The sequence below is a fragment of the Streptomyces sp. NPDC002671 genome (genome assembly GCF_053592475.1).
The window spans coordinates 191,505-216,126 of the sequence record NZ_JBSFVU010000013.1; the positions used below are offsets into that span (position 1 = coordinate 191,505).

29 protein-coding genes and 1 pseudogene are annotated in these 24,622 nt (G+C 66.6%); 23 read left to right on the top strand and 7 right to left on the bottom strand.

Annotated elements, in window-relative coordinates; translation table 11 throughout:
• Positions 1-32: 32 nt before the first annotated feature.
• Positions 33-785, bottom strand: a complete 753-nt coding sequence (locus ACWD35_RS21885) for a Crp/Fnr family transcriptional regulator (RefSeq protein WP_451352961.1) — start codon at positions 783-785, stop codon at positions 33-35.
• 452 nt (positions 786-1,237) lie between these two features.
• Here ACWD35_RS21885 and rpsL point away from each other — a divergent pair, with 452 nt between their 5' ends.
• The 4 genes from rpsL to tuf all read left to right on the top strand — a co-directional run bounded on the left by rpsL (position 1,238) and on the right by tuf (position 5,598).
• Positions 1,238-1,609 (top strand): 30S ribosomal protein S12, encoded by a 372-nt coding sequence (gene rpsL, locus ACWD35_RS21890; protein ID WP_003948652.1) that lies wholly within the window; start codon positions 1,238-1,240, stop codon positions 1,607-1,609.
• A gap of 2 nt (positions 1,610-1,611) precedes the next feature.
• On the top strand, positions 1,612-2,082 hold the full coding sequence (rpsG, locus tag ACWD35_RS21895) for a 30S ribosomal protein S7 (RefSeq protein ID WP_005481264.1): 471 nt from the start codon (positions 1,612-1,614) through the stop codon (positions 2,080-2,082).
• 39 nt (positions 2,083-2,121) lie between these two features.
• Positions 2,122-4,248 (top strand): elongation factor G, encoded by a 2,127-nt coding sequence (fusA, locus tag ACWD35_RS21900; RefSeq protein ID WP_451352962.1) that lies wholly within the window; start codon positions 2,122-2,124, stop codon positions 4,246-4,248.
• Between the two features lie 156 nt (positions 4,249-4,404).
• Positions 4,405-5,598: an elongation factor Tu gene (tuf, locus tag ACWD35_RS21905; protein WP_451352963.1), complete on the top strand. Its 1,194-nt coding sequence runs from the start codon at positions 4,405-4,407 to the stop codon at positions 5,596-5,598.
• 125 nt (positions 5,599-5,723) lie between these two features.
• On the opposite strand, the gene ACWD35_RS21910 is transcribed toward tuf, so the two are convergent.
• The gene (locus tag ACWD35_RS21910) at positions 5,724-7,157 is read right to left on the bottom strand and encodes a cellulose binding domain-containing protein (protein WP_451352964.1); all 1,434 of its coding nucleotides are present in this window, start codon (positions 7,155-7,157) and stop codon (positions 5,724-5,726) included.
• A 348-nt stretch (positions 7,158-7,505) separates the two neighbouring features.
• On the opposite strand from ACWD35_RS21910, the gene ACWD35_RS21915 reads away from it, so the two are divergent.
• Both ACWD35_RS21915 and ACWD35_RS21920 read left to right on the top strand, forming a co-directional pair.
• Positions 7,506-8,702: a glycosyltransferase family 2 protein gene (locus tag ACWD35_RS21915; RefSeq protein WP_451352965.1), complete on the top strand. Its 1,197-nt coding sequence runs from the start codon at positions 7,506-7,508 to the stop codon at positions 8,700-8,702.
• 25 nt (positions 8,703-8,727) lie between these two features.
• Entirely contained in the window at positions 8,728-8,943 is a 216-nt protein-coding gene (locus ACWD35_RS21920) for a hypothetical protein (RefSeq protein WP_451352966.1), read from the top strand.
• A 2-nt stretch (positions 8,944-8,945) separates the two neighbouring features.
• Here ACWD35_RS21920 and ACWD35_RS21925 read toward each other — a convergent pair whose 3' ends face one another.
• From ACWD35_RS21925 to ACWD35_RS21945, 5 genes are all read right to left on the bottom strand, one after another.
• Positions 8,946-9,962 (bottom strand): hypothetical protein, encoded by a 1,017-nt coding sequence (locus tag ACWD35_RS21925; RefSeq protein ID WP_451352967.1) that lies wholly within the window; start codon positions 9,960-9,962, stop codon positions 8,946-8,948.
• Between the two features lie 227 nt (positions 9,963-10,189).
• Entirely contained in the window at positions 10,190-11,065 is an 876-nt protein-coding gene (locus ACWD35_RS21930; RefSeq protein WP_451352968.1) for a hypothetical protein, read from the bottom strand.
• A 45-nt stretch (positions 11,066-11,110) separates the two neighbouring features.
• Positions 11,111-11,893 (bottom strand): hypothetical protein, encoded by a 783-nt coding sequence (locus tag ACWD35_RS21935; RefSeq protein WP_451352969.1) that lies wholly within the window; start codon positions 11,891-11,893, stop codon positions 11,111-11,113.
• A 165-nt stretch (positions 11,894-12,058) separates the two neighbouring features.
• Positions 12,059-12,964 (bottom strand): helix-turn-helix domain-containing protein, encoded by a 906-nt coding sequence (locus tag ACWD35_RS21940; RefSeq protein ID WP_451352970.1) that lies wholly within the window; start codon positions 12,962-12,964, stop codon positions 12,059-12,061.
• A gap of 367 nt (positions 12,965-13,331) precedes the next feature.
• Positions 13,332-13,766 carry an ATP-binding protein gene (locus ACWD35_RS21945; RefSeq protein ID WP_451352971.1) on the bottom strand — a complete coding sequence of 145 codons (435 nt, stop codon included), beginning with the start codon at positions 13,764-13,766 and terminating at the stop codon, positions 13,332-13,334.
• Between the two features lie 140 nt (positions 13,767-13,906).
• Between ACWD35_RS21945 and ACWD35_RS21950 the strand changes: the two genes are divergently transcribed.
• The 17 genes and pseudogenes from ACWD35_RS21950 (at position 13,907) to rpsS (ending at position 24,584) form a co-directional block, all read left to right on the top strand.
• Positions 13,907-14,755 carry a helix-turn-helix domain-containing protein gene (locus ACWD35_RS21950; protein ID WP_451352972.1) on the top strand — a complete coding sequence of 283 codons (849 nt, stop codon included), beginning with the start codon at positions 13,907-13,909 and terminating at the stop codon, positions 14,753-14,755.
• Positions 14,752-14,952, top strand: a complete 201-nt coding sequence (locus ACWD35_RS21955) for a DUF397 domain-containing protein (protein WP_451352973.1) — start codon at positions 14,752-14,754, stop codon at positions 14,950-14,952. The genes ACWD35_RS21950 and ACWD35_RS21955 overlap by 4 nt, the downstream gene beginning before the upstream one ends.
• Positions 14,953-15,212: 260 nt before the next feature.
• A complete protein-coding gene (locus ACWD35_RS21960; RefSeq protein ID WP_451352974.1) occupies positions 15,213-15,656 on the top strand; it encodes a hypothetical protein in 444 nt (147 codons plus the stop codon).
• A 100-nt stretch (positions 15,657-15,756) separates the two neighbouring features.
• Entirely contained in the window at positions 15,757-17,061 is a 1,305-nt protein-coding gene (locus ACWD35_RS21965) for a hypothetical protein (RefSeq protein ID WP_451352975.1), read from the top strand.
• Between the two features lie 28 nt (positions 17,062-17,089).
• A complete protein-coding gene (locus ACWD35_RS21970; RefSeq protein ID WP_451352976.1) occupies positions 17,090-17,632 on the top strand; it encodes a hypothetical protein in 543 nt (180 codons plus the stop codon).
• The gene (locus tag ACWD35_RS21975; protein WP_451352977.1) at positions 17,586-18,101 is read left to right on the top strand and encodes a hypothetical protein; all 516 of its coding nucleotides are present in this window, start codon (positions 17,586-17,588) and stop codon (positions 18,099-18,101) included. The genes ACWD35_RS21970 and ACWD35_RS21975 overlap by 47 nt, the downstream gene beginning before the upstream one ends.
• A gap of 123 nt (positions 18,102-18,224) precedes the next feature.
• Positions 18,225-19,027, top strand: a pseudogene (locus tag ACWD35_RS21980) (transposase family protein).
• 134 nt (positions 19,028-19,161) lie between these two features.
• A complete protein-coding gene (locus tag ACWD35_RS21985) occupies positions 19,162-19,353 on the top strand; it encodes a hypothetical protein (protein ID WP_451352978.1) in 192 nt (63 codons plus the stop codon).
• Between the two features lie 12 nt (positions 19,354-19,365).
• Positions 19,366-19,650, top strand: a complete 285-nt coding sequence (locus tag ACWD35_RS21990; RefSeq protein ID WP_451352979.1) for a hypothetical protein — start codon at positions 19,366-19,368, stop codon at positions 19,648-19,650.
• Between the two features lie 116 nt (positions 19,651-19,766).
• On the top strand, positions 19,767-20,441 hold the full coding sequence (locus tag ACWD35_RS21995) for a serine/arginine repetitive matrix protein 2 (protein WP_451352980.1): 675 nt from the start codon (positions 19,767-19,769) through the stop codon (positions 20,439-20,441).
• A gap of 177 nt (positions 20,442-20,618) precedes the next feature.
• Positions 20,619-20,906: a hypothetical protein gene (locus ACWD35_RS22000; protein WP_451352981.1), complete on the top strand. Its 288-nt coding sequence runs from the start codon at positions 20,619-20,621 to the stop codon at positions 20,904-20,906.
• 451 nt (positions 20,907-21,357) lie between these two features.
• Entirely contained in the window at positions 21,358-21,666 is a 309-nt protein-coding gene (rpsJ, locus tag ACWD35_RS22005; RefSeq protein WP_003948644.1) for a 30S ribosomal protein S10, read from the top strand.
• An 18-nt stretch (positions 21,667-21,684) separates the two neighbouring features.
• Complete coding sequence (rplC, locus tag ACWD35_RS22010) at positions 21,685-22,329, top strand: 50S ribosomal protein L3 (protein WP_062706771.1); 645 nt, start codon at positions 21,685-21,687, stop codon at positions 22,327-22,329.
• Between the two features lie 8 nt (positions 22,330-22,337).
• Positions 22,338-22,994, top strand: coding sequence for a 50S ribosomal protein L4 (gene rplD / locus ACWD35_RS22015; RefSeq protein ID WP_451352982.1), 657 nt, complete (start codon positions 22,338-22,340; stop codon positions 22,992-22,994).
• Positions 22,994-23,413 (top strand): 50S ribosomal protein L23, encoded by a 420-nt coding sequence (gene rplW, locus ACWD35_RS22020; RefSeq protein ID WP_132857209.1) that lies wholly within the window; start codon positions 22,994-22,996, stop codon positions 23,411-23,413. Before rplD ends, rplW begins: the two co-directional genes overlap by 1 nt.
• Before the next feature lie 40 nt (positions 23,414-23,453).
• Positions 23,454-24,290 carry a 50S ribosomal protein L2 gene (gene rplB / locus ACWD35_RS22025; protein WP_094215513.1) on the top strand — a complete coding sequence of 279 codons (837 nt, stop codon included), beginning with the start codon at positions 23,454-23,456 and terminating at the stop codon, positions 24,288-24,290.
• A gap of 12 nt (positions 24,291-24,302) precedes the next feature.
• Complete coding sequence (rpsS, locus tag ACWD35_RS22030; protein WP_003948639.1) at positions 24,303-24,584, top strand: 30S ribosomal protein S19; 282 nt, start codon at positions 24,303-24,305, stop codon at positions 24,582-24,584.
• The last annotated feature ends 38 nt before the right edge of the window (positions 24,585-24,622 follow it).

Below are 24,622 nucleotides of genomic sequence, written 5' to 3' on the forward strand. Positions count from 1 at the left end.
GGGGGTGGGGGCGCCGCATGGTGCGGCGACCGTCAGCCTTCCATCGGACCGTCAGCCTTCCACTGCTCCCGCCCGCTCGACGCGATCCTGCGCAGGATGTCCGGCCGCCGGATCAGCAGCGTGCGGCGGCCCGTGACGACCGCCTCCTTGTCGCGCAGTTCCTTCAGGAGGCGCTGCACCATCTCGCGGGAGGCGCCCACGGAGCCCGCCAGTTCCTGTTTGCTCAGCGGGACGGACAGCTCGATGCCCTCGGGGGTGCGGCGGCCGTGGGTGCGGGCGAGGTCGAGGAGCAGGACGGCGAAGCGCTCCCGGACGCTCAGGGAGGCGAACTCCAGCCGGCGCCGGTCGGCCGCCCGGGTGCGGTCCGCGGTCAGACCCAGCAGGGCGAAGGAGACGGCGGGGGAGCCGCCCAGCAGGTCCCTGAACCGCTCGTGCTCGACGGCCACCGCCCGCACCGGCTCCAGCGCGGTCACCGTCGCCGAGCGGGGTCGCCCGGTGAGGGCCGCCGACTCGCCCACGACGTCACCGGGGCCGCGCAGCGCGAGCAGTGCTTCGTAGCCGTTGGCCGCGGAGGCGGTGACCTTGGTCCAGCCGTGCACCAGGAAGAGGACGTGGGAGGAGGGCTCATGCTGGTGGATCAGGACCATCCGGGGAGTGAAGGTCAGCTCACGGCCGAGTGACAGAAGCGCCGCGCGGTCCTCGGTCTCCAGCCGGGCCAGGAACGGAACCCGGTCGTCCAGCCCACCGTCGTCGGCCGCGTACGGCACCGTTCCTGTCGCTGTCATGCGCACCCCGATCTCCGTGCCCTCCCGCGGGCGGATCAACGTACTGAATGCGCAAGACCGCCGGTTGTGAAACGCTGGGATCCGGCCATGGTCCCCCCGCGCCCCGCGGGCACGCCCCCGACCTGGTGCTTTGCCGAGCGTTCCGACCGTACGGGCGGTCCCCGGGGCGGGAGGCGTAATGCAGGTGAGCAGGGGAGAAGTCCGGCGTGTCGGGCCGCGCTCCATTTGTTTTGACCGAACTCGGTGAGGTAGGTACGCTCAGACCTTGTGCCTGGGGTGTGCCCTGGCTCTCGTGCGTGCCTTCAAACCGCATGGCGAGCCGCGACTGGCCACCGTAATCTGCGCCCTTTTCGCCTTGCGGCGAAGGTCTGCGGGATTCGACACACCCGACCGCGTGGGTCGGCGAAGTTCCAGGTTAGCTTTACGTTCGGCACACAGAAACCGGAGAAGTAGTGCCTACGATCCAGCAGCTGGTCCGGAAGGGCCGGCAGGACAAGGTCGAGAAGAACAAGACGCCCGCACTCGAGGGTTCCCCTCAGCGTCGTGGCGTCTGCACGCGTGTGTTCACGACCACCCCGAAGAAGCCGAACTCGGCCCTGCGTAAGGTCGCGCGTGTGCGTCTGACCAGCGGGATCGAGGTCACCGCTTACATTCCGGGTGAGGGACACAACCTGCAGGAGCACTCCATCGTGCTCGTGCGCGGCGGCCGTGTGAAGGACCTGCCCGGTGTTCGCTACAAGATCATCCGCGGTTCGCTCGACACCCAGGGTGTCAAGAACCGCAAGCAGGCCCGCAGCCGCTACGGCGCCAAGAAGGAGAAGTAAGAATGCCTCGTAAGGGCCCCGCCCCGAAGCGCCCGGTCATCATCGACCCGGTCTACGGTTCTCCTCTGGTCACCTCCCTCATCAACAAGGTGCTGCTGAACGGCAAGCGCTCCACCGCCGAGCGCATCGTGTACGGCGCCATGGAGGGCCTGCGCGAGAAGACCAGCAACGACCCGGTCATCACGCTGAAGCGCGCGCTGGAGAACATCAAGCCGACCCTCGAGGTCAAGTCCCGCCGTGTCGGTGGTGCGACGTACCAGGTTCCGATCGAGGTCAAGCCCGGTCGCGCCAACACGCTCGCGCTGCGCTGGCTGGTCGGTTACTCCCGCGCCCGTCGCGAGAAGACCATGACCGAGCGTCTGCTCAACGAGCTTCTCGACGCTTCGAACGGCCTCGGTGCGGCCGTCAAGAAGCGCGAGGACACGCACAAGATGGCCGAGTCCAACAAGGCCTTCGCGCACTACCGCTGGTAGTCGCTACCCACATCGAGACCGAGAGAAGACTGAAGCCTTATGGCTACCACTTCACTTGACCTGGCCAAGGTCCGCAACATTGGGATCATGGCCCACATCGACGCGGGCAAGACGACCACCACCGAGCGGATCCTGTTCTACACCGGTGTGTCTTACAAGATCGGTGAGGTCCACGACGGCGCTGCCACCATGGACTGGATGGAGCAGGAGCAGGAGCGTGGCATCACGATCACCTCTGCTGCCACCACCTGCCACTGGCCGCTGGAAGACGTCGACCACACCATCAACATCATCGACACCCCGGGCCACGTCGACTTCACCGTCGAGGTGGAGCGCTCCCTGCGCGTGCTCGACGGTGCCGTGACGGTGTTCGACGGCGTCGCCGGTGTTGAGCCCCAGTCCGAGACGGTGTGGCGTCAGGCGGACCGCTACGGCGTTCCGCGTATCTGCTTCGTCAACAAGCTCGACCGGACCGGTGCCGAGTTCCACCGCTGCGTCGACATGATCTCTGACCGCCTGGGCGCTCAGCCGATCGTCATGCAGCTGCCGATCGGTGCCGAGGCCGACTTCAAGGGCGTCGTCGACCTGGTCACGATGAGGGCGTTCGTGTGGTCCGCCGAGGCCACCAAGGGCGAGATGTACGACGTCGTCGACATCCCGGCCACGCACACCGAGGCTGCCGAGGAGTACCGCGGCAAGCTGATCGAGGCCGTCGCCGAGAACGACGAAGAGATCATGGAGCTGTACCTGGAGGGCGAAGAGCCTTCCGTGGAGCAGCTGTACGCCGCGATCCGTCGTATCACCATCGCGTCCGGCAAGAGCAAGGGCACCACGGTCACCCCGGTGTTCTGTGGCACCGCGTTCAAGAACAAGGGCGTCCAGCCCCTGCTCGACGCGGTCGTGCGCTACCTGCCTTCCCCGGTTGACATCGAGGCCATCGAGGGCCACGACGTCAAGGACCCGGAGACGGTCGTCAAGCGCAAGCCGTCCGACGACGAGCCGCTGTCCGCGCTGGCGTTCAAGATCATGAGCGACCCGCACCTCGGCAAGCTCACCTTCGTCCGGGTTTACTCGGGCCGCCTGGAGTCCGGCACGGCCGTGCTGAACTCCGTCAAGGGCCGCAAGGAGCGCATCGGCAAGATCTACCGTATGCACGCGAACAAGCGTGAGGAGATCGAGTCGGTGGGCGCCGGCGACATCGTCGCCGTGATGGGTCTGAAGCAGACCACGACCGGTGAGACGCTGTGCGACGACAAGGCCCCGGTCATCCTGGAGTCCATGGACTTCCCGGCGCCGGTCATCCAGGTCGCCATCGAGCCCAAGTCGAAGGGCGACCAGGAGAAGCTGGGCATCGCGATCCAGCGCCTGGCCGAGGAGGACCCGTCCTTCCAGGTCCACTCGGACGAGGAGACCGGCCAGACCATCATCGGTGGTATGGGCGAGCTGCACCTCGAGGTGCTGGTCGACCGTATGCGCCGTGAGTTCAAGGTCGAGGCCAACGTCGGCAAGCCGCAGGTGGCCTACCGCGAGACGATCCGCAAGGCCGTCGAGCGCGTCGACTACACCCACAAGAAGCAGACCGGTGGTACCGGTCAGTTCGCCAAGGTGCAGATCGCGATCGAGCCGATCGAGGGCGGCGACGCCTCGTACGAGTTCGTGAACAAGGTCACCGGTGGTCGTATCCCGAAGGAGTACATCCCTTCGGTCGACGCCGGTGCGCAGGAAGCCATGCAGTTCGGCATCCTCGCCGGCTACGAGATGACCGGTGTCCGCGTCATCCTCATCGACGGTGGCTACCACGAGGTCGACTCCTCCGAGCTCGCCTTCAAGATCGCCGGTTCGCAGGCCTTCAAGGAGGCCGCGCGCAAGGCCAGCCCCGTGCTGCTCGAGCCGATGATGGCCGTTGAGGTCACCACGCCCGAGGACTACATGGGTGAGGTCATCGGCGACATCAACTCCCGCCGTGGCCAGATCCAGGCCATGGAGGAGCGGGCCGGTGCCCGCGTCGTCAAGGGCCTCGTGCCCCTGTCGGAGATGTTCGGCTACGTCGGCGACCTCCGCAGCAAGACGTCGGGTCGCGCAAGCTACTCGATGCAGTTCGACTCCTACGCCGAGGTTCCGCGGAACGTCGCCGAGGAGATCATCGCGAAGGCCAAGGGCGAGTAACGCACCGCGTTCACACGCTTTAGGCTTGACTCCGGAGCCTCGTGGGGCAAACAACCGCAAACACGGATGTTTGCCCCGGGTTCCGGGCTTTAACAGCAAAGATCACCTGGCGCCGATGAAGTAAGGCGTACAGAACCACTCCACAGGAGGACCCCAGTGGCGAAGGCGAAGTTCGAGCGGACTAAGCCGCACGTCAACATCGGCACCATCGGTCACATCGACCACGGTAAGACGACCCTCACGGCCGCCATTACCAAGGTGCTGCACGACGCGTACCCGGACCTGAACGAGGCCACCCCGTTCGACAACATCGACAAGGCGCCCGAAGAGCGTCAGCGTGGTATCACCATCTCCATCGCGCACGTCGAGTACCAGACCGAGGCGCGTCACTACGCCCACGTCGACTGCCCGGGTCACGCGGACTACATCAAGAACATGATCACCGGTGCCGCGCAGATGGACGGCGCGATCCTCGTGGTCGCCGCCACCGACGGCCCGATGCCGCAGACCAAGGAGCACGTGCTCCTGGCCCGCCAGGTCGGCGTTCCGTACATCGTCGTCGCCCTGAACAAGGCCGACATGGTGGACGACGAGGAGATCCTGGAGCTCGTCGAGCTCGAGGTCCGTGAGCTCCTCTCCGAGTACGAGTTCCCGGGCGACGACGTTCCGGTCGTCAAGGTCTCCGCTCTGAAGGCCCTTGAGGGCGAGAAGGAGTGGGTGGACTCCGTCCTCAACCTGATGAACGCCGTCGACGAGGCCATCCCGCAGCCGGAGCGCGAGGTCGACAAGCCGTTCCTGATGCCGATCGAGGACGTCTTCACGATCACCGGTCGTGGCACCGTCGTCACCGGTCGTATCGAGCGCGGTATGCTCAAGGTCAACGAGACCGTCGACATCATCGGCATCAAGCCGGAGAAGACCACCACCACGGTCACCGGCATCGAGATGTTCCGCAAGCTGCTCGACGAGGGCCAGGCCGGTGAGAACGTCGGTCTGCTGCTCCGCGGCATCAAGCGCGAGGACGTCGAGCGCGGCCAGGTCATCATCAAGCCGGGCTCGGTCACCCCGCACACCGAGTTCGAGGCGCAGGCCTACATCCTGTCCAAGGACGAGGGTGGCCGCCACACGCCGTTCTTCAACAACTACCGTCCGCAGTTCTACTTCCGTACGACTGACGTGACCGGTGTTGTGACCCTCCCCGAGGGCACCGAGATGGTCATGCCGGGTGACAACACCGAGATGTCGGTGCAGCTCATCCAGCCCATCGCCATGGAAGAGGGCCTGAAGTTCGCCATCCGTGAGGGTGGCCGCACCGTGGGCGCCGGCCAGGTCGTCAAGATCGTCAAGTAAGTTCCGCTTGCTTGAGGGTCATCTGACCTGAGGTCTCCGACCTGAGGTATCTGACCTGAGGAGAGGCCCGTACGACTTCGGTCGTACGGGCCTCTTCGGCGTTCGGCGGCTGTCCTGCGCGCCGCTCAGGACTTGGGCAGGGTGTTGACGTAGCCGGTGCCGGCGGCGGCAAGAGCGGACGCGGCCTGCTCGGCCGTCTTCGTGGAGACGGCCTTTTCGGACTGGTAGTAGACCCAGTCGACCTGCATGTCCCAGGTGCGAGGTGCACCCTGGAAGGGGAGGTCGATGAGCCACGCGCTGAAGTTGATGCTCATGCGCTCGCGCGGCACGTAGCCGCTGCCGTTGGTGAACAGCTTCTGGCCGTCGACGGAGTAGCTGGTCGCGCCGTCCGCCGAGGTGATCGCCAGGGTGTGCCAGCCGCCGAGCTTCGTCGCGCGGGAACTCGTGACCCGGTCTCCCAGGACGCTGCTGCGCCAGCTCGTGGTGTCCAGACGGGGGCCGAACCTGCCCCATCCGCCGTTCGGCATGTACTCGTAGTCGAGTTCGCTGTACTTCTTCGACGCGTGGTCGGGGGAGATGGTGAAGAAGGACTCGGCGATGTGGCCGCCGTCGCCGCCGCTCGTCGGCTCGTCGCTGAAGCGCACCCGGGCGACGAGCGTGCCGCTGAGCACAGTGCCCTCGGTACGGCGGAACTCGGACTGCTGGGTGCCCCCCGCGGTTCCGTCCGTACGGGCGCGCAGCTGAAGGGCCTGGCCGCCCGCGCGGTCCTGCCCGGCGGGGAAGCTGATCCCGGCCCGCGACCAGGAGTCCTTGACGCCGGGTCCGCCTTCGCCGCTGCGGGCCTCCCAGCCGTTGGCGGCGAGCGCGGGGTCCTCGGGGCCGGTGTAGTCGAAGTCGTCGAAGAGGACCCCGGGGCCGGTCCCCGGCGCCCTGGACGAGACAGAGGAGCCGTCCCGCACGGGGACCGGAGTGCTGCTCTCGTACGGCTCCTCGCCCCAGACGCGGGTGCCGCGGACGTACGCGGTCACGAGCTTCGACGGCGTGTACGTGGTGTCCCCGGCGTCGTACGAGCGGTCGTTCGCCTGGTCCAGCTTCCCGTGGTCGACGCGGTAGAGCTGAAGGCCGATGCCCTGGCTGCTCCTGCCCGGCGCCAGGCTGCCCGCTGCCGCGGTGAAGCCGACCTGGAGGTAGTGGTCCGCATTCCGGGCAGGGCTGCCGGTCTTCCCCGTCTTCAGGGTGAGGTTCGAGCAGCGGAGTGAGGTCTGGACGCAGTTGGCGCCGTAGGCGGTGGCGCCGTCGGCCGTGTAGTAGTACCTCAGCGTCACACCGCTCAGGTCCACCGTCTTCCCCGACGTGTTGACGACCTCCAGCCACGGCTTGGCCACGGCACCCTTCACCGGAGCGCCGGCGCGGTAGCGCACGGTCAGAACCGGGTCCTCGTGATCGGCCGACTTCCACAGGTACGCAGCGGCGCCGCCGGCGGCCAGGATGCCCACGGAGAGCAGAGGTACGAGTGCTTGACGAGTGCGGCGGGCGGGTTCGTGGCGACGTCGGCTCACGAGGCGTCCCGGAATCTATGGCTGATCATTGTCAAGCAGGGTAGTCACACACCCCCGGACGCTCCATGGCCGGGATCGGTTCGACCTCAACCGTGTGATTTTCCTCACGCATGTCACTGTCGCCCCACGGGGCCTATTGCCCCCAGTGTCCATGTTTGTCGCTCCTTTATCGGGCAAACGGGATCTCGGCGTTGGTCTGCAGTTCAACTGCACGCTCACCGGGGCAGCCGTGGGCGCGGACTGGGCGTGAGTGGACGCCGTGCGGGTGCGCTAATTTTCCGCCGGGGTTGTCTTTCAATCATGTGGGCGCGGCTGTTGGGGCGTTGCGCCAGGGGTGGGGATCGTTCAGTGAGCGGTACGACGGCGCGCGGTGCGCGCGTTGAATCGCGGCGCGCGCCGCGCAGCAGCAGACACAGACGGGGCCGCACCTCGTACGCCCCGGACGTCGCGTCGCCGAGCGGTGTCGTCTACGACAACGTCGTCCTCGTACCGGCCCGGAACGAGGAGGTCGGCGTCCTCACCTCGCTGGACTCCCTTGCCGCGCAGACCCTACGGCCGGACCTCATCGTCGTGGTCGTCAACAACTCGACCGACCGCACCGAGGAGTACGCGCGTCAGTTCGCCGACGACCCGAACACGCCACTGACCGTCGTCCTGACCTTCGACAACAACCCGCACAAGAAGGCGGGTGCCCTCAACTACGGCCTCCGCTGGCTGCGGGAGGCCGTCGGCGGGCGGTTGAACAACCGGGTCGGGCACGTCCTCGTCATGGACGCCGACACCGAACTGCACACGAGGTTCATCGAACGGGCGCGTAACGTCATCGCGTCCGACCCGGAACTCGGCGGCGTCAGTGCCGCCTGCCTCGGCCGCACCGACCTGTGGCGCAATCCCTGGCAGCGCTTCCTGCTCGGCATGCAGATCATCGAGTACGGCCGGGCCGCCAACGCGCGCTACCGCCGCGACGTCCACACCATGTCGGGCGCCGGCTCCTACTACCGGGCCGAGGCCCTCCAGGGGCTGATCGACTGGCGGGGCGAGGTCTTCTGGGAGGACCACCGGAACCTGGTCGAGGACTACGAGACCACGCTGGCCCTCAAGGAGTCCGGCTGGAAGGTCACGGCCAACCAGCTCTGCATCGCCTACACGGACCTCATGCCCACCCTGCGCGAGCTGATCCAGCAGCGCGAACGGTGGAGCCGCGGCACCGTGGACACGCTGCGCCGACGCGGCTGGACGAAGTTCACCTGGCACTCCATCACCACCATGATCATGGGCCTGGCCGGCTTCGTCTACATCATGGGGTGGGGAGCCCGGCAGCTCGCACTCGTCGCGGAACACGGCCTCCACCAGGCGCCGTTCCTCTGGGCGCTCTTCGGGTTCTGGATCGTCTATCCCGCGCTCCGCGTACGCAACCTCGGCTGGAAGGCGATGCTCGTCGAGGCGCTGCTGATCCCCGAGCTGGTCTACACGGTGGTGCGCGCCTACTGGCTCGTCTCGTCCATCGTGAAGTCCTACGTGACCCGCGTCTCCGCGTGGAAGTAAGTACCGGAACCAGAGCAGGAGAGAGATGAACACGCTCAGAGGCCTGGGCGCGTGCGCGCTGCTGGCGGGCATCGCCTATGCCGTGACCAGGGTGGCGACCGTCGATCAGATGGTGCTCGGCATCACCGTGTCGATCGTCGCCGTCTCCATCGCCACGTACGTCGCCTCCATACGCCGCCGCCGCATGGACCGCCGCGCGGCGGGTGGCCGCGTCCGGTCCGGCCGTGCCGCCAACGGCTGACGTCACTGCATGTTCTGCACCGGCGGATGCGCGTACGACGCCTCGCACACGTACACCTGGAGGCTGTAGCTGCGCCCGATGGTGATCTGGGTGTCGAGCGCCGGCCCGAGGAAGTGGTACCCGCTGTACCCGGCATCCTCCACCGGCCGCCAGCTGCGGCTGCCGCCGTCCCACTCGGTGCCGTCGATGGTGATGAGCGGCCGTACGCCACTGCCGCACTCGGCGCAGGCCATGGGGAAGGGGTCGGAGAAGCTCCAGGGGGCGTGTCCGCCGAGCTTCCACCCAGGGGCGACGGCGAGGTCGAGCTGATAGCAGATCGCCGACTCCCCGTCCTCCTCCTCCCTCGCCTCATCCCACTCCTCGATCCGGTCCGCCAGCTCCTCCGGCAGCTCGTGCGGGGCCGGGTACTCGATGACGGTCTCGGGGTGCAGCACGCACGGCGCGGGCAGGTAGTCGTCACTGCCGATCACCGCGGGCCGCGGGGGAGTGGCGAGCGGGTCGACGACATCGGCAGCCCTGCGCCAGCGCAGCGCGACCCTGGGCACGTAGTGGTCCTCGGGATGGTCGAAGGCGCACCACAGCACCTGGAGCAGGTCCATGCCCTCGGGCCAGGGCAGGTCCGGCACATCGGCGGCGCGTATCTGCGCCACCGGCACCATCGGCACGGGTCCGTCCTGCGCTATCCGGCGGTCCTTCGTGCCGAGGTCGACCAGCCTGCGTTCCTCCTCGGTCAGCAGGTCGGCCCCTTCGGCACGGGGCCGGGCCCAGGCCTCGCGCAGCACGCGCCGCCCGACATGGACGTCGTCGGGCGCGACCCCCCGATGCCATGGCCCGGCATGCTCCGGGCAGGTGGGCCACGGCTCGTCGGCCGGCCACAGCAGCGACCCCCCGACAGAACTGTCCGCCACGCCCGGCACCCCGGCGCGCGGATGCAGCCGCACGGCGGACCGGGCGAGGGGCGCCAACTCGGGGAAGTGGGCTGTGATGTCAAGGGGGCGAGGTGGTGTGGTGCGGGTCATGCGGGGAGGGTACTGGGCGCCACTGACGGTCCCGGTGGCTAGTCGTCTTCGAAGATCTCTTCGGCGGACGTGACCGGCGTGGTGTCCCTCCCCGAGGGCACCGAGATGGTCATGCCGGGTGACAACACCGAGGGTGGCCGCACCGTGGTCTCCGGCGTTCGGCTGGGCTGGGCTTCGAAAGTATTCGCCGCCTTGGCCACCGGCCCCTGTATCAGGCGGTCACTCGGTCACTCGGTCTCGGCGAAGACCTCCGAGGCTGAAGTGGCCTTGATCGCCCGGTCGAACCAGACACCGAGAAGATCCAGGTCGCGGCACGTCATGACGCGTTCGCGAGTCTCGTCGGGGACTTCTACGCCATTCGTGTCGAGGATGCGCAGTACGTCTTCCGCCTTGCCCTGGGCTCGGCCTTCCGCTCGGCCTTCCTGGTAGACGGGCGTCTCCTTGATTTTCAGGTCCGAGACCACCAGTTCCCTCCAGATCTCTGCTGCGGGCAGCGTGTCAAGTCCTTCGAAGATGAGATTGACGCTGTTGATCTTGTCGGCCTCCGACACATCCTGGAGTGCCGCCGCCATCGTCTTCAGTATGCCTTCGATGTCCGGGCTCTTGCCGTGGACGATCGTGGACAGGATGGCCAGGGGGCGGTCTTCGAGGACCTTGGCCGGGTCGGTGATCACCGGGATGCTGTCCGGTCCGACGACGATGGGCCGTACGGTCAGCGCGGGCCATGAGCCGTACCCGATGGGGTCGGGCCGGGCCGCCCACTTGGCGGTGGCGCGGTCCTGGCAGACCACGAAGAGCAGCGTCGGGAGGCGGTACTTGCAGCGCAGGTACGCGAGGTAGTAGGCCCAGCTGGCCGCTTTCTCCGGGTCCTTCCTCTTCTGAGCCTCGATCGCCAGCAGAAAGGGCTTGTCGTCCTCGGTTTCGATGCGCAGCAGGGTGTCGATCCGCCGCTCGACAGGCTTGGTCTCGGTGACGTCGGTGGGCCCCGGTTTGACCGAGACGGACGGCGGTAACCGGATGCCGAGCACTTCAGAGACGCTGGAGAAGAGCGTCGGGTGATCCTGGAAGATCTGGTGCATCACCTCGTGAGACGCGGTGACCATCTGTGTCCTTTCGTTGTGCGGGGGTGTTGTGCGGCCCTGTGCCCGTCACTCGTCCTCGAAGATCTCCTCGGCGCAGGACGCGGTGGCGACGCGGGCGAGCCAGTCCAAGATGATCTCGGGGTCGTTGCAGCGCATGACGCGTGCGCGCATGTCCGGGGAGAGGAGAAGCCCCCGCGTCCCCAGAACGCGCAGGAGGCCTTCCCTGAGAGACTCCGCACGGGCTTTCGTCTGTTCCCTCTCCCTGATGGCCGGCTTCATCAGTTCACGCCAGACGCGCTGGGCCGGGTGGGGGTCGAGACCGTGGTCGGTGAGGGCAGCGATCGGGTAGACGTCCACGTTCGGGAGGTCCCGCAAAGCAGTGGACAACGCTTTCAGCGTGCCGCCGATGCCCCGATCGGCCGGATGCATGATGGCCGACAGCGCGGCCAGCGCCGGTTGGGCGTGGATCTCGTCCGGGTCAGTGACCAGCGGCAGGTTGTGCGGCCCCGCCACGAATGGATGGAGGGTGAGGGCGGGTGGTTGGACGGGTCCACTGGACACCGGCTGCTCGGCCCACCGAGCCGTGTCCTGGTTGCGGCACATGATCAGCAAGGCGGTGGGCAGCTGGCGCTCGGCCCACAGGTACGAGACGTGGCGTGCCCAGTGCGTCGACCTGACGGGGTCCCTTCGGTCCTGCGCCTCGATCAACAACTGGAAGGTCTCTCCCTCGGCTGTTTCCAGGCACAGCTGTGTGTTCGATCGACATCCGGCGATTCCGGGCGTGTCGATCGAGAGCAGCGTCGTGGCCTCGACGAGCGCGGGAACGGCGATCCCGAGTATCGGTGCCACGCGGAGGAAAAGTCCGGGATGGTACCAGAAAATTCGGTACATCGCGTCGCAGGGTGGGTTGTTCTCGGTGAGCATGGTGTTCCTCGGAAAGGTGTGACTTCGGGTTTTCCGTGGTTTCAGGCGGGTGTGGCGACTGCTCGGCAGCCGGCGCGGAGACCTGGTGACTCAGGCCGCCGTGGCGGTATCCAGGCCTGCCTCGCGGCAGTCGCGGCAGTAGGCGACGGGCGCGGGTGTTCGGATGGCGCGCTCGCAGCCCTCGCAGCTGTGGAGCGGGAGCCGGGGAGGGGGAGTGTGGGTCCCGCCGGTCGGTGGTGCTGCGGGCGGTGCCTGGGGCGGTAGCGACTCGGCGAGGCGGTAGGCGATCAGGCTCGCGGTGGAGTGGGGCTTGCTCGGGAGGTTCGACGTCAGGGTGTGGCGTACGGCATCGGGGTACACACCGCGTTCGAGCCAGGCGGCCACGGCGGGGGCGAGGCGGTGTACATCGCGTTCGGAGAGGACGAGGCGGCGGTCGTGGTGGTGGAGCGTGGCGAGGAGGGCGATGGCCGTGCGGTGGCGTTCGAGGTCGGGGGTTTGGGGTTCGGGGAGTGGGGGCTTGGGGGTGGGGGCGGGATTGGCTTTTTCGGGCTCGGGTTCGGGCTCGGGTTCGGGCTCGGCCGGCTGCGGCGGGGGTGCGTCTCGCGGGAGCCGTGAGGGAGCGGCGGGCGGCTTCGGCTCGGTCGCGGCCAAGGGCTGGTTGTACGACACCGTGTGCGTGACGATCCGGCCACTGGGGAGGCGTTCGCGGATGCGCGCCAGGTAGCCGTGCTCCTCCAGTTCGCGCAGGGTGGCGGCGATACGGGTCTCGCCCTCGGGGAAGCGGGAGGCGAGGGTCTTGATGTCGACGCGGGCGCCGGAGGGCAGCGACTGGATGTGGCAGGCCAGGCCGATCGCTGTGAGGGACAGCTCGCGGTGCTGGGTGAGGTGATTGCCGACGACGGTGAAGCGGGTCGTGTGCTTGGTGTTGATGTGGGTGATGCCGCGCGGATTCAGCGGCTGGGCGCACGAAGGCGCGCTAGAGTGCTGGGTATCCATCGGGAAGCCCTTTACTTCCTCGGTGGTCAGGCCCTCGATCGGGATCGTGACTCCCGGCCGGGGGCCGTCGCATGTCTGCGGTTGGTCGCCGCGAGCATATGCCAGCGAACTGGGCGTAAATCCAGCCGAGTTGGGAAATGCCACTCTTCCGGGTGATGGGTGCCGTGGGGAGGTAGGTGGGGTTGGTTGGTCCGGTATTTACCCCCGGTCATGGAAAAGCTTTGACCACGCGTCGGGCCGGGCTGTCGGTCGCCGGGACGGGACGGGCCGCGATCCGGTGGGGCCGGTCTTCACCTCTGCCCGGACGGCCTTACGCGGAGTCTGGCCCGGCGAGGAACGGACGATGGCGTGACGAGATTGCCTTCTTTCAGCCTGGCGCCGGGACGGTGATCTCGGCCCACACGGTCTTGCGCGGAGTCCGGCCCGGCGAGACACCCCAGCGGTCGGCCAGCGCCTCCACCAGGACCAGTCCCCGGCCCGAGTCGCTCTCGGCAGAAGGGTGTTGGATCCGGGGAAGTCGGTCACCGTGCGTGTCGGTCACCTCGATGCGGAGCTTGTCGCCGACGACGTAGAGCGTGAGGCGGAAGTTCCTCCCGGGCACCCTGTCGTGGGTCGCGGCGTTGGCCGCCAGCTCGGCCACGATGTGCGGGGCCGACTCCAACGGGAGCCCCCAGTTGCGGAGTTGTTCGGTGGCGAGCAGGCGGGCGAGGCGGGCTCCGCGAGGCGTGGGGGACAGCAGCACGGTGAAGTTGGGGATGGGGCTGGTGAGTTCGGCCGGGGGCTCGGCGGTTTCTTGATTCATGTCACTCAGCGTGGCCGAGCGTGCTTGTGTTGAGGTGCCATGACGCCTGTGCGTATGGGGACTGTCCCGTCGTTGTCCCGTTCTGTCTCGGCTGTCCGGGGTGCCGTACGGGTACGGCTGCGCGTTGGAGGTGGGTGACCGTGAGCGAAGAGGGTGTGGACGAGGCCGGGTGGAATATCGAACCCGGCGATGAGAGCGCGCCGTTGGTGGAGGCGGTGGGGCGCCTGGTCAGGCACTGCCGGGAGGCGACGGGGATGCGGGTGGCCGACCTGGCGGAGGCCCTCGGGTACGGCGAGGACCTGGTCCGGAAGGTGGAGCGCGGGGTACGGATTCCCCGGCCGGAGTTCCTGGACAGGGCGGACGAGATCCTGAACGCGGGCGGGCTTCTCAAGGCCTTCAAGGAGGACATGGAGAAGGCGCGGTACCCGAAGAAGGTGCGCGAGCTGAAGATGCTGGAGGACCGGGCGGTCGAGCTGCTGCTGTACAGCAACCACAACATCCATGGCCTGTTGCAGACGGAGGAGTACGCGCGGGCGCTGTTTGAGATGCAGCAGCCCCCATATTCCACAGACGTGATCGAGAGGGGCGTTGCTGGGCGGATGGCCCGTAAGTCGATCTTCGAGCGCGAGCCCGCCCCTGCACTCAGCTTCGTCCAGGAACAGGTGACGCTGGAGCGCCCGCTCGGAGGGAAAATGGTCCTGCGCCGTCAGCTCGAACACCTTCTGAAGGTAGGGCAGTTGCGGAACGTCTCGATTCAGGTCATGCCGACCGACCGCGAGGAGCACTCTGGAACGGATGGCTTGATCGAAGTGCTGAAGTTCGCCGATGGCACCGCGATCGGGCGCTCCGATGGCGCGTTCAACAGCCGCCCGGTCTCGAACCCTCGGGACCTGCGGATCCTTGAACTGCGGTATGGCATGATCCGGGCCCAGGCTCTTACGCCCAGAGAGTCGCTGGCCTTCATCGAGCAAGCGCTGGGAGAGACGTGATCCACGAACTGAAGTGGTTCAAGAGCAGTTACAGCAGCAGCAGCGACGTGAACGACTGCGTCGAGGTAGCCGTAGCCCCCGCCGCCATCCACATCCGTGACTCCAAGACAACCGAAGGCACCCAACTCGCCGTCACCCCTACGGCTTGGGGCAACTTCCTGACGTATGCGATCAATTACACCCCGTCGATGAAATAGACACGGTTGCTGCTTTGGTTCCGCGAACGGTGACCGACCCAAAGCCGTTGCCTGTGCCGCCGCTGTCCAGGCGGGCGACAACACGGTAGTGACGCGATGCTTAGCTCAATGTTGTGCTGTCGCGATCCATCAAGGTTGACTCAACAGCGTGCCATGTGATGTCAAAGACATGCGGTCAGGTGCTGCTCAACTCCCCGACCATGGAACCAACGTTGCTAGCGTGAAGTGGATGTGTCAGGGACCTGACGGGGGTAAAGGGCATGGGAGAGAGCACGCAAGGCGAGCACCACTTACCTGAAGCCGGGCAGCCCGTGAGCATGCGGCTGAACCAGTTACCGGCCGATCCTGGCGGAGGTGGAGCCACGAGCGCTCGGCCGGATCTGGCGTCCTCGCCGGCCGAGAAGCAGGCAGCGGCCAACGCTATCGATCAGCATATTGCGCCTGACACGAAGGCAGCGGGGGCCTACGCGGACGCAGACAGCTTGTCGACCATCAGGGATTTCGACGCGAAGGTCCAGGATCCCTGGCAACTCGCAACGGGTCTGAAGCGAGCCCTCGCAAAGTGGCAGGAGCAGACGGACTACCTGCGAGAACGGCTGACTTCGGAGAGCAACGCGTTGCGCGCCGATGGCAACGGGATCCAGACGATGGACATCGCTGTGGGTACTGAAGTCCGGCGTGCCTCCCCGCTGGATCTGTTCTGATGCACGCATCGAATCGGACGCCCATCCATGCCTGCGCGACCGGGCGCGGATGCGACCGGTTCCGTCCGAGGTGGCCCATCAGCACTCCGTTGGGGGAGGAATGCCGTCCTATTTCGACATCATAAACGCTGACCTGTCCAGCCTTACCGCCGCCGCCACCGCCTGGGAGGGCATGGCTGGCGAGTTCAGGAGGCAGGAAGAGGCGTATCGGCGAGACGTGTACAGCGTCACCATGGGTGACAACTGGGCTGGGTTGGCCGCCTTCGTGGCCAACGCACGCTTCGCACTCACGCTCCAGGAGTTCCAGAACGCGCAGACGGAAGCCAAGGCGGTTGCGTCGCTGTTGCGCGAAGCAGTGGTCAGGATTGCCAAACTCGTCGGTAAGGTTTTGTCGGTGCGACAGGATGCCATCGACGCGGGCATGAAGGTCTCGGAACAGGGCATCGTCTCCTGGGATGAGAGTGGGCAGAGGGATGTTTTCGGACGCCCTGTAAAGCACGATGGCCTGGTCTCCATGGCGGTCGTACAAGAGTGGCAGGACAGCATTGATGGTGCCGTGAAGGCCGTCCGCGACGCCGATACCAGTGTGCAGGTCGCGCTGGAAAAGGTCGTGATCGACTCAAGTAGTCCCGCGGGCGGTCGGGGGTTCAACGGCGAGGCCGTGGGTGACATCGACAAATACAACGCCAAGAAGTCCGACGGGTGGGTCGCAAAGGGCAAGGTCACGAGAACCGCATTCGATAGTGGCACTTCCTTCTCCGGTCCGGGCGATGGCTACGAGTTCTTTGCCAAGGCGTATTTCGATCTCGCCCATGTGAAGGCGGAAGGAACCCTGACCCATGGCGATTTGCAACTGGCCGGGACGGCCGACCTCAACTCGGAAGCCAGAGTCAGTGCGAACGCTGCATTGACGAAAAACTCTGCTTCCATCGGCGCCGAGGTATCCGCAGCAGAACGAGCGAAGCTCAAGGGGTCCATTGAGGACAACGGTGTCGGTGTCTACGGGCGGGCCACCGGATTCGCCGGCTTCGAGGCCGGAGTCAAGGGCAAGGTCAGCCAGGAGGGTCTCACTCTCAGCGCGAAGGAGTTCACGGGGTACAAGGCTGGTGTGGCTGGCGGTGTGGAGGCTGGCGGGGTCACCGCCGGCTTCACCGCCGATGGTGAGGCCGGAGAGGGCGCGGAGGCCAAATTGACCTTCGGTAAACAGGATGATGGGAAATGGGAGTTCGGTGCTGAGGTGGGGGTTTGTCCCGGCCTCGGTGGCGACGTGGGCTTTGAGGTCACCGTTGATCCGAGTGAGGTGTCCCATACGCTGGGAGGTGCGGCAGACGCCGTGGGAGATGGGCTTCACAAGGTTGGTAACGTCGCTGGCTCGGCCATGCACGGAATTACCAGCATATTCTGACTCGCTGCCCGCGAAAGGACAGGCCGAGATGCCCAAGACAATGCCGGTTTCGGTGGAATATCGACTGCCACCGGGCTGGCACGCGGTTCCTCCAGACCAGACCGGTGCTCCGGGCGTGGCCTTCATGGCGCTCCGTTCGCAGCAGGACGACGGATTCGCCGCCAACATCACCATGGACGGCGAACTTCGATCGGACGCCGCGACGCTGGCCGAGATCGCCGACGTGTCGGTGCAGCGAATGGGTGAACTCGTCGGGTCGGTAGTGGTGACCGACCGCCGCGAGGTTGGTTCTGCGGCCGTACCCGGCCTGACGCAGAACCTGGCTTTCTCGGTGATCGTCAACGCCGTACGGCACGAACTCGTTCAATCCCAGGTGTATCTGTCGCTGCCTGACGCCACCGACCCTCGTAAGTGTGCCGTAGTAAAGATGGCCTTGACCGCCACCACTGCGCAACACAACGCCCTCCTAGGAGACTTCCAGGAGTTCGTGCGCATGGTTCGCCCGAAACCGAAGGAGCAGGCTGATGGGCTTTTTCAGCAGACCGCAGGATACGAAGTACCCCAGCAATGAGGTCGTAACGCGTTCCTGCGAGGAGCTCCGGTTCGCGCTGCTGAGGCTCAACCAGCCGGGCGTGCCCTACGTCGTGCGCCCCGGCACTCCAGAGGAGGGGGCCGACCTGGTGGCGGAATACCGGGTTATGGAGCCAGCTTGGCGGACATTCTTCGCTAAGTCCCAACTGGATCGACTCTATCGGATTCGGATGCGCTTCGTTCCTGCATCCCGCGAGGTCCGTGTCAGCGAGGAGCAGCGGGAGGTTACGTGGGTCGGGGATTCACTCAGGATGCTGGCGTCGGCGTCATGGCATCGTGGGCCGGTGAAGAAGGTTTCCCGACGATGGGCAATCGAACGGGGAGACAAGGGCGGCTTCAAATTGACGGAGACTTTCCGCTTTGACAGCTCGGAGATGAGGGATCCCGTGCAGGGCACTGTCCTCGGGGCAGGATGGACCTGGTGTGGAGTGCATACCCGCCACCTCTGACCGGCGTTGGCGCATACGGTGATGCCCTGTCTGGCTCAGTGAACCCTTCTCATCCTGTGGTTCGAGGCTGATGACGAGGGGTTGGTGGGGGTTCGTGACGCGGCAGGGCTCCTGGCCGTTCGGTTGGTGATCTCACTCATCAACGCCCTGACACAGGAGCCCTGTTGGTCCCATATCGTGCCATGCTCGACGTCCCGCATGAGGTGGTTGAGTACGTCTCCTGGCTCATCTACGCCCGAAGGCGTGAACTGCGCTCGCGCTGGCGACGGCTGAGCTGTTTCCAGCAGGCCCTCCTCGTACTGGTGCACCTGCGCAAGAACGAGACGTTGCAGCAGGTGGGGGCCGGGTTCGGCGTCTCGACCGTGACGGCCAGCCGGCATGTGACCGAGGCCGTCGACATCCTGGCCGACCACGCTCCCACCCTGCTCGACGCGCTGCAAAACCGTGATCCGAACGAGTTCCTCATCCTGGACGGCACCCTGATCAGAACGGACCGGGTGGCTGCCGACGAGCCGTATTACTCGCAAAAGCACCGCCACCACGGGATGAATGTCGCGGTCCTGGCCCGCCCGGACGGCACTGCGCTGTGGTACTCACGCGCTCTGCCCGGGCGGACCCACGACCTTACGGCCGCTCGCGCTCACGGAGTGATCCAAGCGTGCCTGACCAGGCAGATCCTGGTACTCGCCGACCGCGCCTATCGCGGAGCCGGCGCCACGGTCCGTACCCCCTATTACGGCCGCGAGCTACCCGAGAAGTACGCCCAGTACAACCGGGACCACGCCCAGCTGCGGGCGCCTGGCGAGCGAGCCTTCGCCCGGCTCAAGCAGTGGCGGATCTTCCGCAAGGCCCGCTGCAGCCCGAACCGGATCAGCCGGACCGTCGCCGCCGTTCACGCCATCGAGATCGCCTGGCGATCAGGATGAGAAGGCTTCAGTGAGTGCGACAGCGGCGACTTCCTCATCGAGGCGACCGCCGATGCCAGCTCCGTGGCCGTCGTGTCCCATTCGGTGACCGGGGCCATGAGCGGCCACGCAGTCACTTCCCGAGAAGGATCCTCATGCCCTCGCTCTCCTCCCGTCGTAAGCGGATTGCGGTGCTGGCCGCCGGCGCTGTCGTGCTGGCCGGTGCCGGGGTCGGGACCTGGGCCTGGGCAGCGCTCCCCGGAGACGTCGTGTCCAAGTGCCAGGAGAGCGGGGACCGCGAATACCAGGAGACACTCACGCTGCTGAAGAAGGGCAGTGGGGCATGACCACCCGCCTCGGTGCCGCATCGCGAGCGGTTCTTCACGCAGGCGATGGAGCAGGCTTCCACACCACCTTCCTGCGAAAGGGACCCGGTCGGGCACCTTGTCGGTACGTGGTGGAGCACCCTGCGCAAGGGCGGGCTCAAGAACAGCTCGGATGTCCTTGAGCAGCAGAGCGCCGACATGGTGGATGCCTGGGGCAAGGGGTCGGGACTCACCACCAAGGTCCAGAACTCACTCCATGAAAATGCCCTGAACGACACATTCCACGCACGCTCCGACGCGCTCCGTGACCTTCCCTGACGTGCCGCGCGAGCTGGAGCCTCAGGTCCAGAGGAGAGTCCGGCCGTGGCAACCACCGCACGGCCATCACCAATTCACCGCCACCGCTACATGCGATCCCCCTACCATGCGGGGTTGTGGCAATACACACCCCCTGGGGAGCACCGTACGGTGGCCCGCCGCCTCCGCCGCCGAACATCCCGGCAAAGGACCTGCGGCCTCGGCGCATCTGGTACCTGGTAGCTGCACTGCTGGGGCTCGTACTGGCCGGTGTCGGTACCGCCTTCATCGTGGTGACGGTGAAGAACACGGTGAACTCGGTCGACACTGCCCGGAGCTTCTCCAGCGGCGGCTCGCAGACGTTCAGCTTCGTCCAGGGGAAGACCAAGGCGATCTACGTCTCCCAGTCCGGGAAGGGCCAGGTCAAGTGCCGTATCCCTGGGATGCGGTCCGGGGCGATGACCCAGCCGGACAGTACCTTCCGCATCACTCTCGGGTCCCGCACCTGGGAGCGCGTCTTCGAGGTGAAGCCCGGCAGCAGCGGCGACTACACGCTCACCTGCATCTCAGAGCGGCCGGCCGAGTTCGCGCTAGGAGACAAGCCCGAGGTGGGGGCCACGATCGGCGGTATCGCCGCGGGGGTCGGTTGCTTCCTTGCCGCGTTGGCCGCAGTCGTGACCCTCTGCGTCGTGACCGCCGTCCGACGCAGCCGCCACCGCCGACGGCTCGCCGCCGCGTGGGCGCCTCCGCCGCAGTGGGGCCCACCGCCCTACGGTCCCGCCCCGTGGCCCCCGCCTGGCCCGCCGGCGTAGTGCATCGACAGCCCCGAGGCCTACGCCACGGTCCGTGACGCCGCCACCCGGCGGATCGCCGCCGATCTCGCCGCGACCCCCGCCACGACCGGAAAGGAGACGCTCACTCTGCGTGCAAAGCTCAGCGGGCGGGTCCTCGGCTCCCTGGACGGAGCGGCGGAAAAGGTGACGGGGAGCATGGGGCAGACCGAGGCGCACAAGTGGGGCGAGGACGTCGCCGCTCGTCTGTCGGCGCACGCGCCCGCCCCGCCCGCCTACAGCCAGGACCCCGCCGGCCATCTGATCGACTCGTGGAAGCAGGAGCTGAAGGGCACCGACGCCACGAACGCGCTCGCGCAGCTGGAAGCCCAGAGCATGGACTTGAGCCGCATCTGGGGCAAGGCGCTCGGTGTCGACAGAGGGCTGCAGGACGCACTGGCGTACGGCTCCCGGGACACCGGCCTCCGCCCGCAGCGACGCTCTTGACAAGCTTCGGTGACCGCGGAAGTCGGGAGACCGGCGCTCCGGTTTGATCTCCGTCACCCCCGGGGTATTCTCTCCGGCCCGATTGGCGGAGCACCCGCCCCATGTGGCAGACTGTCCGAGTTGCTCGGTCGAGTGTTGATGTCGCGCGCCTCCCGCCGGGAGGACTGGAAGCGAGTCCCACAGTACTCGTCGTCCTAACTGCCACCACGGCAGCACTGGGACGGACGTACGGGAATCTTCCGGGAAGCGTAGGCGCGGCACCGGCCAGGCACCCGGTGGGCCTTCCGTCCCCGGCTTGCGGTTCCGGAAGGGCCGTGTGCATTCCCCGCAGGGATGTTCGAACAAGGGGCATCCATGTCAGCGGGAGCGCGACACGCCCGACCGCGTGGGTCGGAGAAGGAAGTCAGGAACACCGGGTTCCGGAGCGAAGAGACAGGACTACTGAGTAGCCATGGCGGGACAGAAGATCCGCATCCGGCTCAAGGCCTACGACCACGAGGTCATCGACTCCTCGGCGAAGAAGATCGTCGAGACGGTGACCCGCACTGGTGCGTCGGTCGCGGGCCCGGTGCCGCTGCCCACTGAGAAGAACGTGTACTGCGTCATCAAGTCGCCGCACAAGTACAAGGACTCGCGCGAGCACTTCGAGATGCGCACGCACAAGCGCCTGATCGACATCCTCGACCCGACGCCCAAGACCGTTGACTCTCTGATGCGACTCGACCTCCCGGCCGGTGTCGACATCGAGATCAAGCTCTGAAGGCCGGTGATCTGAGAGATGGCTAAGCAGATCAAGGGCATCCTGGGCGAGAAGCTCGGCATGACGCAGGTGTGGGACGAGAACAACCGTGTTGTTCCGGTCACCGTCGTCAAGGCCGGCCCCAACGTCGTGACCCAGGTTCGCACCAACGACGTCGACGGCTACGAGTCGGTCCAGATCGCCTTCGGCGAGATCGACCCGCGCAAGGTGAACAAGCCCCTCAAGGGCCACTTCGCCAAGGCCGACGTCACCCCCCGTCGTCACCTCGTCGAGATCCGTACCGCGGACGCCTCCGAGTACACGCTCGGCCAGGAAGTCACCGCTGAGGTCTTCGAGGCCGGCGTGAAGGTCGACGTCACCGGCAAGAGCAAGGGCAAGGGCTTCGCCGGTGTCATGAAGCGTCACAACTTCAAGGGCCTCGGCGCCGGTCACGGCACCCAGCGCAAGCACCGCTCGCCCGGTTCCATCGGTGGCTGCGCCACCCCGGGCCGCGTGTTCAAGGGCCTCCGCATGGCGGGTCGCATGGGCAACGAGCGGGTCACCACCCAGAACCTGACCGTCCACGCCGTTGACGCGGAGAAGGGTCTGCTGCTCATCAAGGGCGCGGTTCCTGGTCCGAACGGCGGCCTCGTCCTGGTCCGCACCGCGGCCAAGGGGGCCTGAGGTAACCGATGAGCACTGTTGACATCCTTTCGCCGGCGGGCGACAAGGCCGGTACCGTCGAGCTCCCCGCGGAGATCTTCGACGTAGAGAAGATCAGCGTTCCGCTGCTTCACCAGGTCGTCGTCGCACAGCTGGCCGCTGCCCGTCAGGGCACGCACAAGACGAAGACCCGTGGCGAGGTCCGTGGTGGTGGCAAGAAGCCGTACCGCCAGAAGGGCACCGGTCGCGCCCGTCAGGGTTCGACCCGCGCGCCGCAGTTCGCCGGTGGTGGCGTCGTCCACGGCCCGCAGCCGCGTGACTACTCGCAGCGCACCCCGAAGAAGATGAAGGCCGCGGCCCTGCGCCACGCCCTCACCGACCGGGCCCGCCACAACCGCATCCACGTCGTCTCCGGCGTGATCGAGGGCGAGAACCCGTCCACGAAGGCCGCCAAGAGCCTGTTCGGCAAGATCTCGGAGCGCAAGAACCTGCTCCTGATCGTCGAGCGTGCCGACGAGGCCGCGTGGCTGTCCGCCCGCAACCTGCCCCAGGTCCACATCCTGGAGCCGGGCCAGCTGAACACGTACGACGTTCTCGTCTCGGACGACGTGGTCTTCACCCAGGCCGCTTTCGAGTCCTTCGTGTCTGGCCCCAAGGCCGCTGACACCGAAGGGAGCGAGGCCTGATGGCTACGCGTCACCCGAGCATTGCCTCGAAGGCCGCCAAGGCCGCCAAGGCCGCGCGCCTCGCCAAGGCGAAGCGCCACGCCACCGAGGGCAAGAACACCGTCGAGACCCCGCTGAGCAAGTCGTACACGGACCCCCGTGACGTCCTGCTCAAGCCGGTCGTCTCCGAGAAGAGCTACGCGCTCCTCGACGAGAACAAGTACACGTTCATCGTCGACCCGAACGCCAACAAGACCCAGATCAAGCAGGCCGTCCAGGCGGTCTTCTCGGTCAAGGTCACCGGGGTCAACACGATCAACCGCCAGGGCAAGCGCAAGCGCACGAAGACCGGTTTCGGTCAGCGTGCCGGCAGCAAGCGCGCGATCGTGACCCTCGCCGAGGGCGACCGTATCGACATCTTCGGCGGTCCGACCGCCTAAGGGCGGTCCGGATCGTCCGATATCGGACGAGGACTGAGAAATGGGAATCCGCAAGTACAAGCCGACTACGCCGGGCCGTCGTGGCGCCAGCGTCGCCGACTTCGTCGAGGTCACGCGGTCCACGCCGGAGAAGTCGCTGGTCCGCCCCCTGCACAGCAAGGGCGGCCGTAACAACGCCGGTCGTGTGACCGTTCGCCACCAGGGTGGCGGACACAAGCGCGCCTACCGCGTGATCGACTTCCGTCGTCACGACAAGGACGGCGTGCCGGCGAAGGTCGCGCACATCGAGTACGACCCCAACCGCACCGCGCGCATCGCGCTGCTGCACTACGCCGACGGCGAGAAGCGCTACATCCTCGCCCCGCGCAACCTGCAGCAGGGTGACCGCATCGAGAACGGTCCCGGGGCCGACATCAAGCCGGGCAACAACCTGGCCCTCCGCAACATCCCGGTCGGTACCACGATCCACGCGATCGAGCTCCGTCCCGGTGGCGGTGCCAAGTTCGCCCGCTCCGCCGGTGCCTCCGTGCAGCTGCTCGCGAAGGAGGGCACCTACGCCCACCTGCGCATGCCGTCCGGCGAGGTCCGCCTGGTCGACGTCCGCTGCCGCGCGACCATCGGTGAGGTCGGCAACGCCGAGCAGAGCAACATCAACTGGGGTAAGGCCGGCCGTAAGCGGTGGCTGGGCGTTCGCCCGACCGTCCGTGGTGTCGTGATGAACCCGGTTGACCACCCGCACGGTGGTGGTGAGGGCCGGACCTCCGGTGGTCGCCACCCTGTGTCCCCGTGGGGCAAGAAGGAAGGCCGTACTCGTTCGCCCAAGAAGGCGTCGAACAAGTACATCGTCCGCCGCCGCAAGACGAACAAGAAGCGCTAAGGACGGGTTGAGATGCCTCGTAGCTTGAAGAAGGGGCCCTTCGTCGACGACCACCTGATCAAGAAGGTGGATGTCCAGAACGAAGCCGGCACCAAGAACGTCATCAAGACCTGGTCCCGTCGCTCGATGATCGTCCCGGCCATGCTCGGCCACACGATCGCGGTGCACAACGGCAAGACCCACATCCCGGTGTTCGTCACCGAGTCGATGGTCGGCCACAAGCTCGGCGAGTTCTCGCCGACCCGCACCTTCCGGGGCCACGTCAAGGACGACCGGAAGTCGAAGCGCCGCTAGTAGCGGATCGCATTCAGACACGTAAGTAACTGAGAGGG

Excerpts from the sequence above, each read along its gene's own strand:
- ACWD35_RS21885 (WP_451352961.1), bottom strand. The coding sequence starts at position 785 with ATGACAGCGACAGGAACGGTGCCGTACGCGGCCGACGACGGTGGGCTG.
- rpsG (WP_005481264.1), top strand. The coding sequence starts at position 1,612 with ATGCCTCGTAAGGGCCCCGCCCCGAAGCGCCCGGTCATCATCGACCCG.
- fusA (WP_451352962.1), top strand. The coding sequence starts at position 2,122 with ATGGCTACCACTTCACTTGACCTGGCCAAGGTCCGCAACATTGGGATC.
- ACWD35_RS21920 (WP_451352966.1), top strand. The coding sequence starts at position 8,728 with ATGAACACGCTCAGAGGCCTGGGCGCGTGCGCGCTGCTGGCGGGCATC.
- ACWD35_RS21925 (WP_451352967.1), bottom strand. The coding sequence starts at position 9,962 with ATGACCCGCACCACACCACCTCGCCCCCTTGACATCACAGCCCACTTC.
- ACWD35_RS21930 (WP_451352968.1), bottom strand. The coding sequence starts at position 11,065 with ATGGTCACCGCGTCTCACGAGGTGATGCACCAGATCTTCCAGGATCAC.
- ACWD35_RS21940 (WP_451352970.1), bottom strand. The coding sequence starts at position 12,964 with ATGGATACCCAGCACTCTAGCGCGCCTTCGTGCGCCCAGCCGCTGAAT.
- ACWD35_RS21945 (WP_451352971.1), bottom strand. The coding sequence starts at position 13,766 with ATGAATCAAGAAACCGCCGAGCCCCCGGCCGAACTCACCAGCCCCATC.
- ACWD35_RS21960 (WP_451352974.1), top strand. The coding sequence starts at position 15,213 with ATGGGAGAGAGCACGCAAGGCGAGCACCACTTACCTGAAGCCGGGCAG.
- ACWD35_RS21965 (WP_451352975.1), top strand. The coding sequence starts at position 15,757 with ATGCCGTCCTATTTCGACATCATAAACGCTGACCTGTCCAGCCTTACC.
- ACWD35_RS21970 (WP_451352976.1), top strand. The coding sequence starts at position 17,090 with ATGCCCAAGACAATGCCGGTTTCGGTGGAATATCGACTGCCACCGGGC.
- ACWD35_RS21975 (WP_451352977.1), top strand. The coding sequence starts at position 17,586 with ATGGGCTTTTTCAGCAGACCGCAGGATACGAAGTACCCCAGCAATGAG.
- ACWD35_RS21985 (WP_451352978.1), top strand. The coding sequence starts at position 19,162 with ATGCCCTCGCTCTCCTCCCGTCGTAAGCGGATTGCGGTGCTGGCCGCC.
- ACWD35_RS22000 (WP_451352981.1), top strand. The coding sequence starts at position 20,619 with ATGGGGCAGACCGAGGCGCACAAGTGGGGCGAGGACGTCGCCGCTCGT.
- rpsJ (WP_003948644.1), top strand. The coding sequence starts at position 21,358 with ATGGCGGGACAGAAGATCCGCATCCGGCTCAAGGCCTACGACCACGAG.
- rplC (WP_062706771.1), top strand. The coding sequence starts at position 21,685 with ATGGCTAAGCAGATCAAGGGCATCCTGGGCGAGAAGCTCGGCATGACG.
- rplD (WP_451352982.1), top strand. The coding sequence starts at position 22,338 with ATGAGCACTGTTGACATCCTTTCGCCGGCGGGCGACAAGGCCGGTACC.
- rplW (WP_132857209.1), top strand. The coding sequence starts at position 22,994 with ATGGCTACGCGTCACCCGAGCATTGCCTCGAAGGCCGCCAAGGCCGCC.
- rplB (WP_094215513.1), top strand. The coding sequence starts at position 23,454 with ATGGGAATCCGCAAGTACAAGCCGACTACGCCGGGCCGTCGTGGCGCC.
- rpsS (WP_003948639.1), top strand. The coding sequence starts at position 24,303 with ATGCCTCGTAGCTTGAAGAAGGGGCCCTTCGTCGACGACCACCTGATC.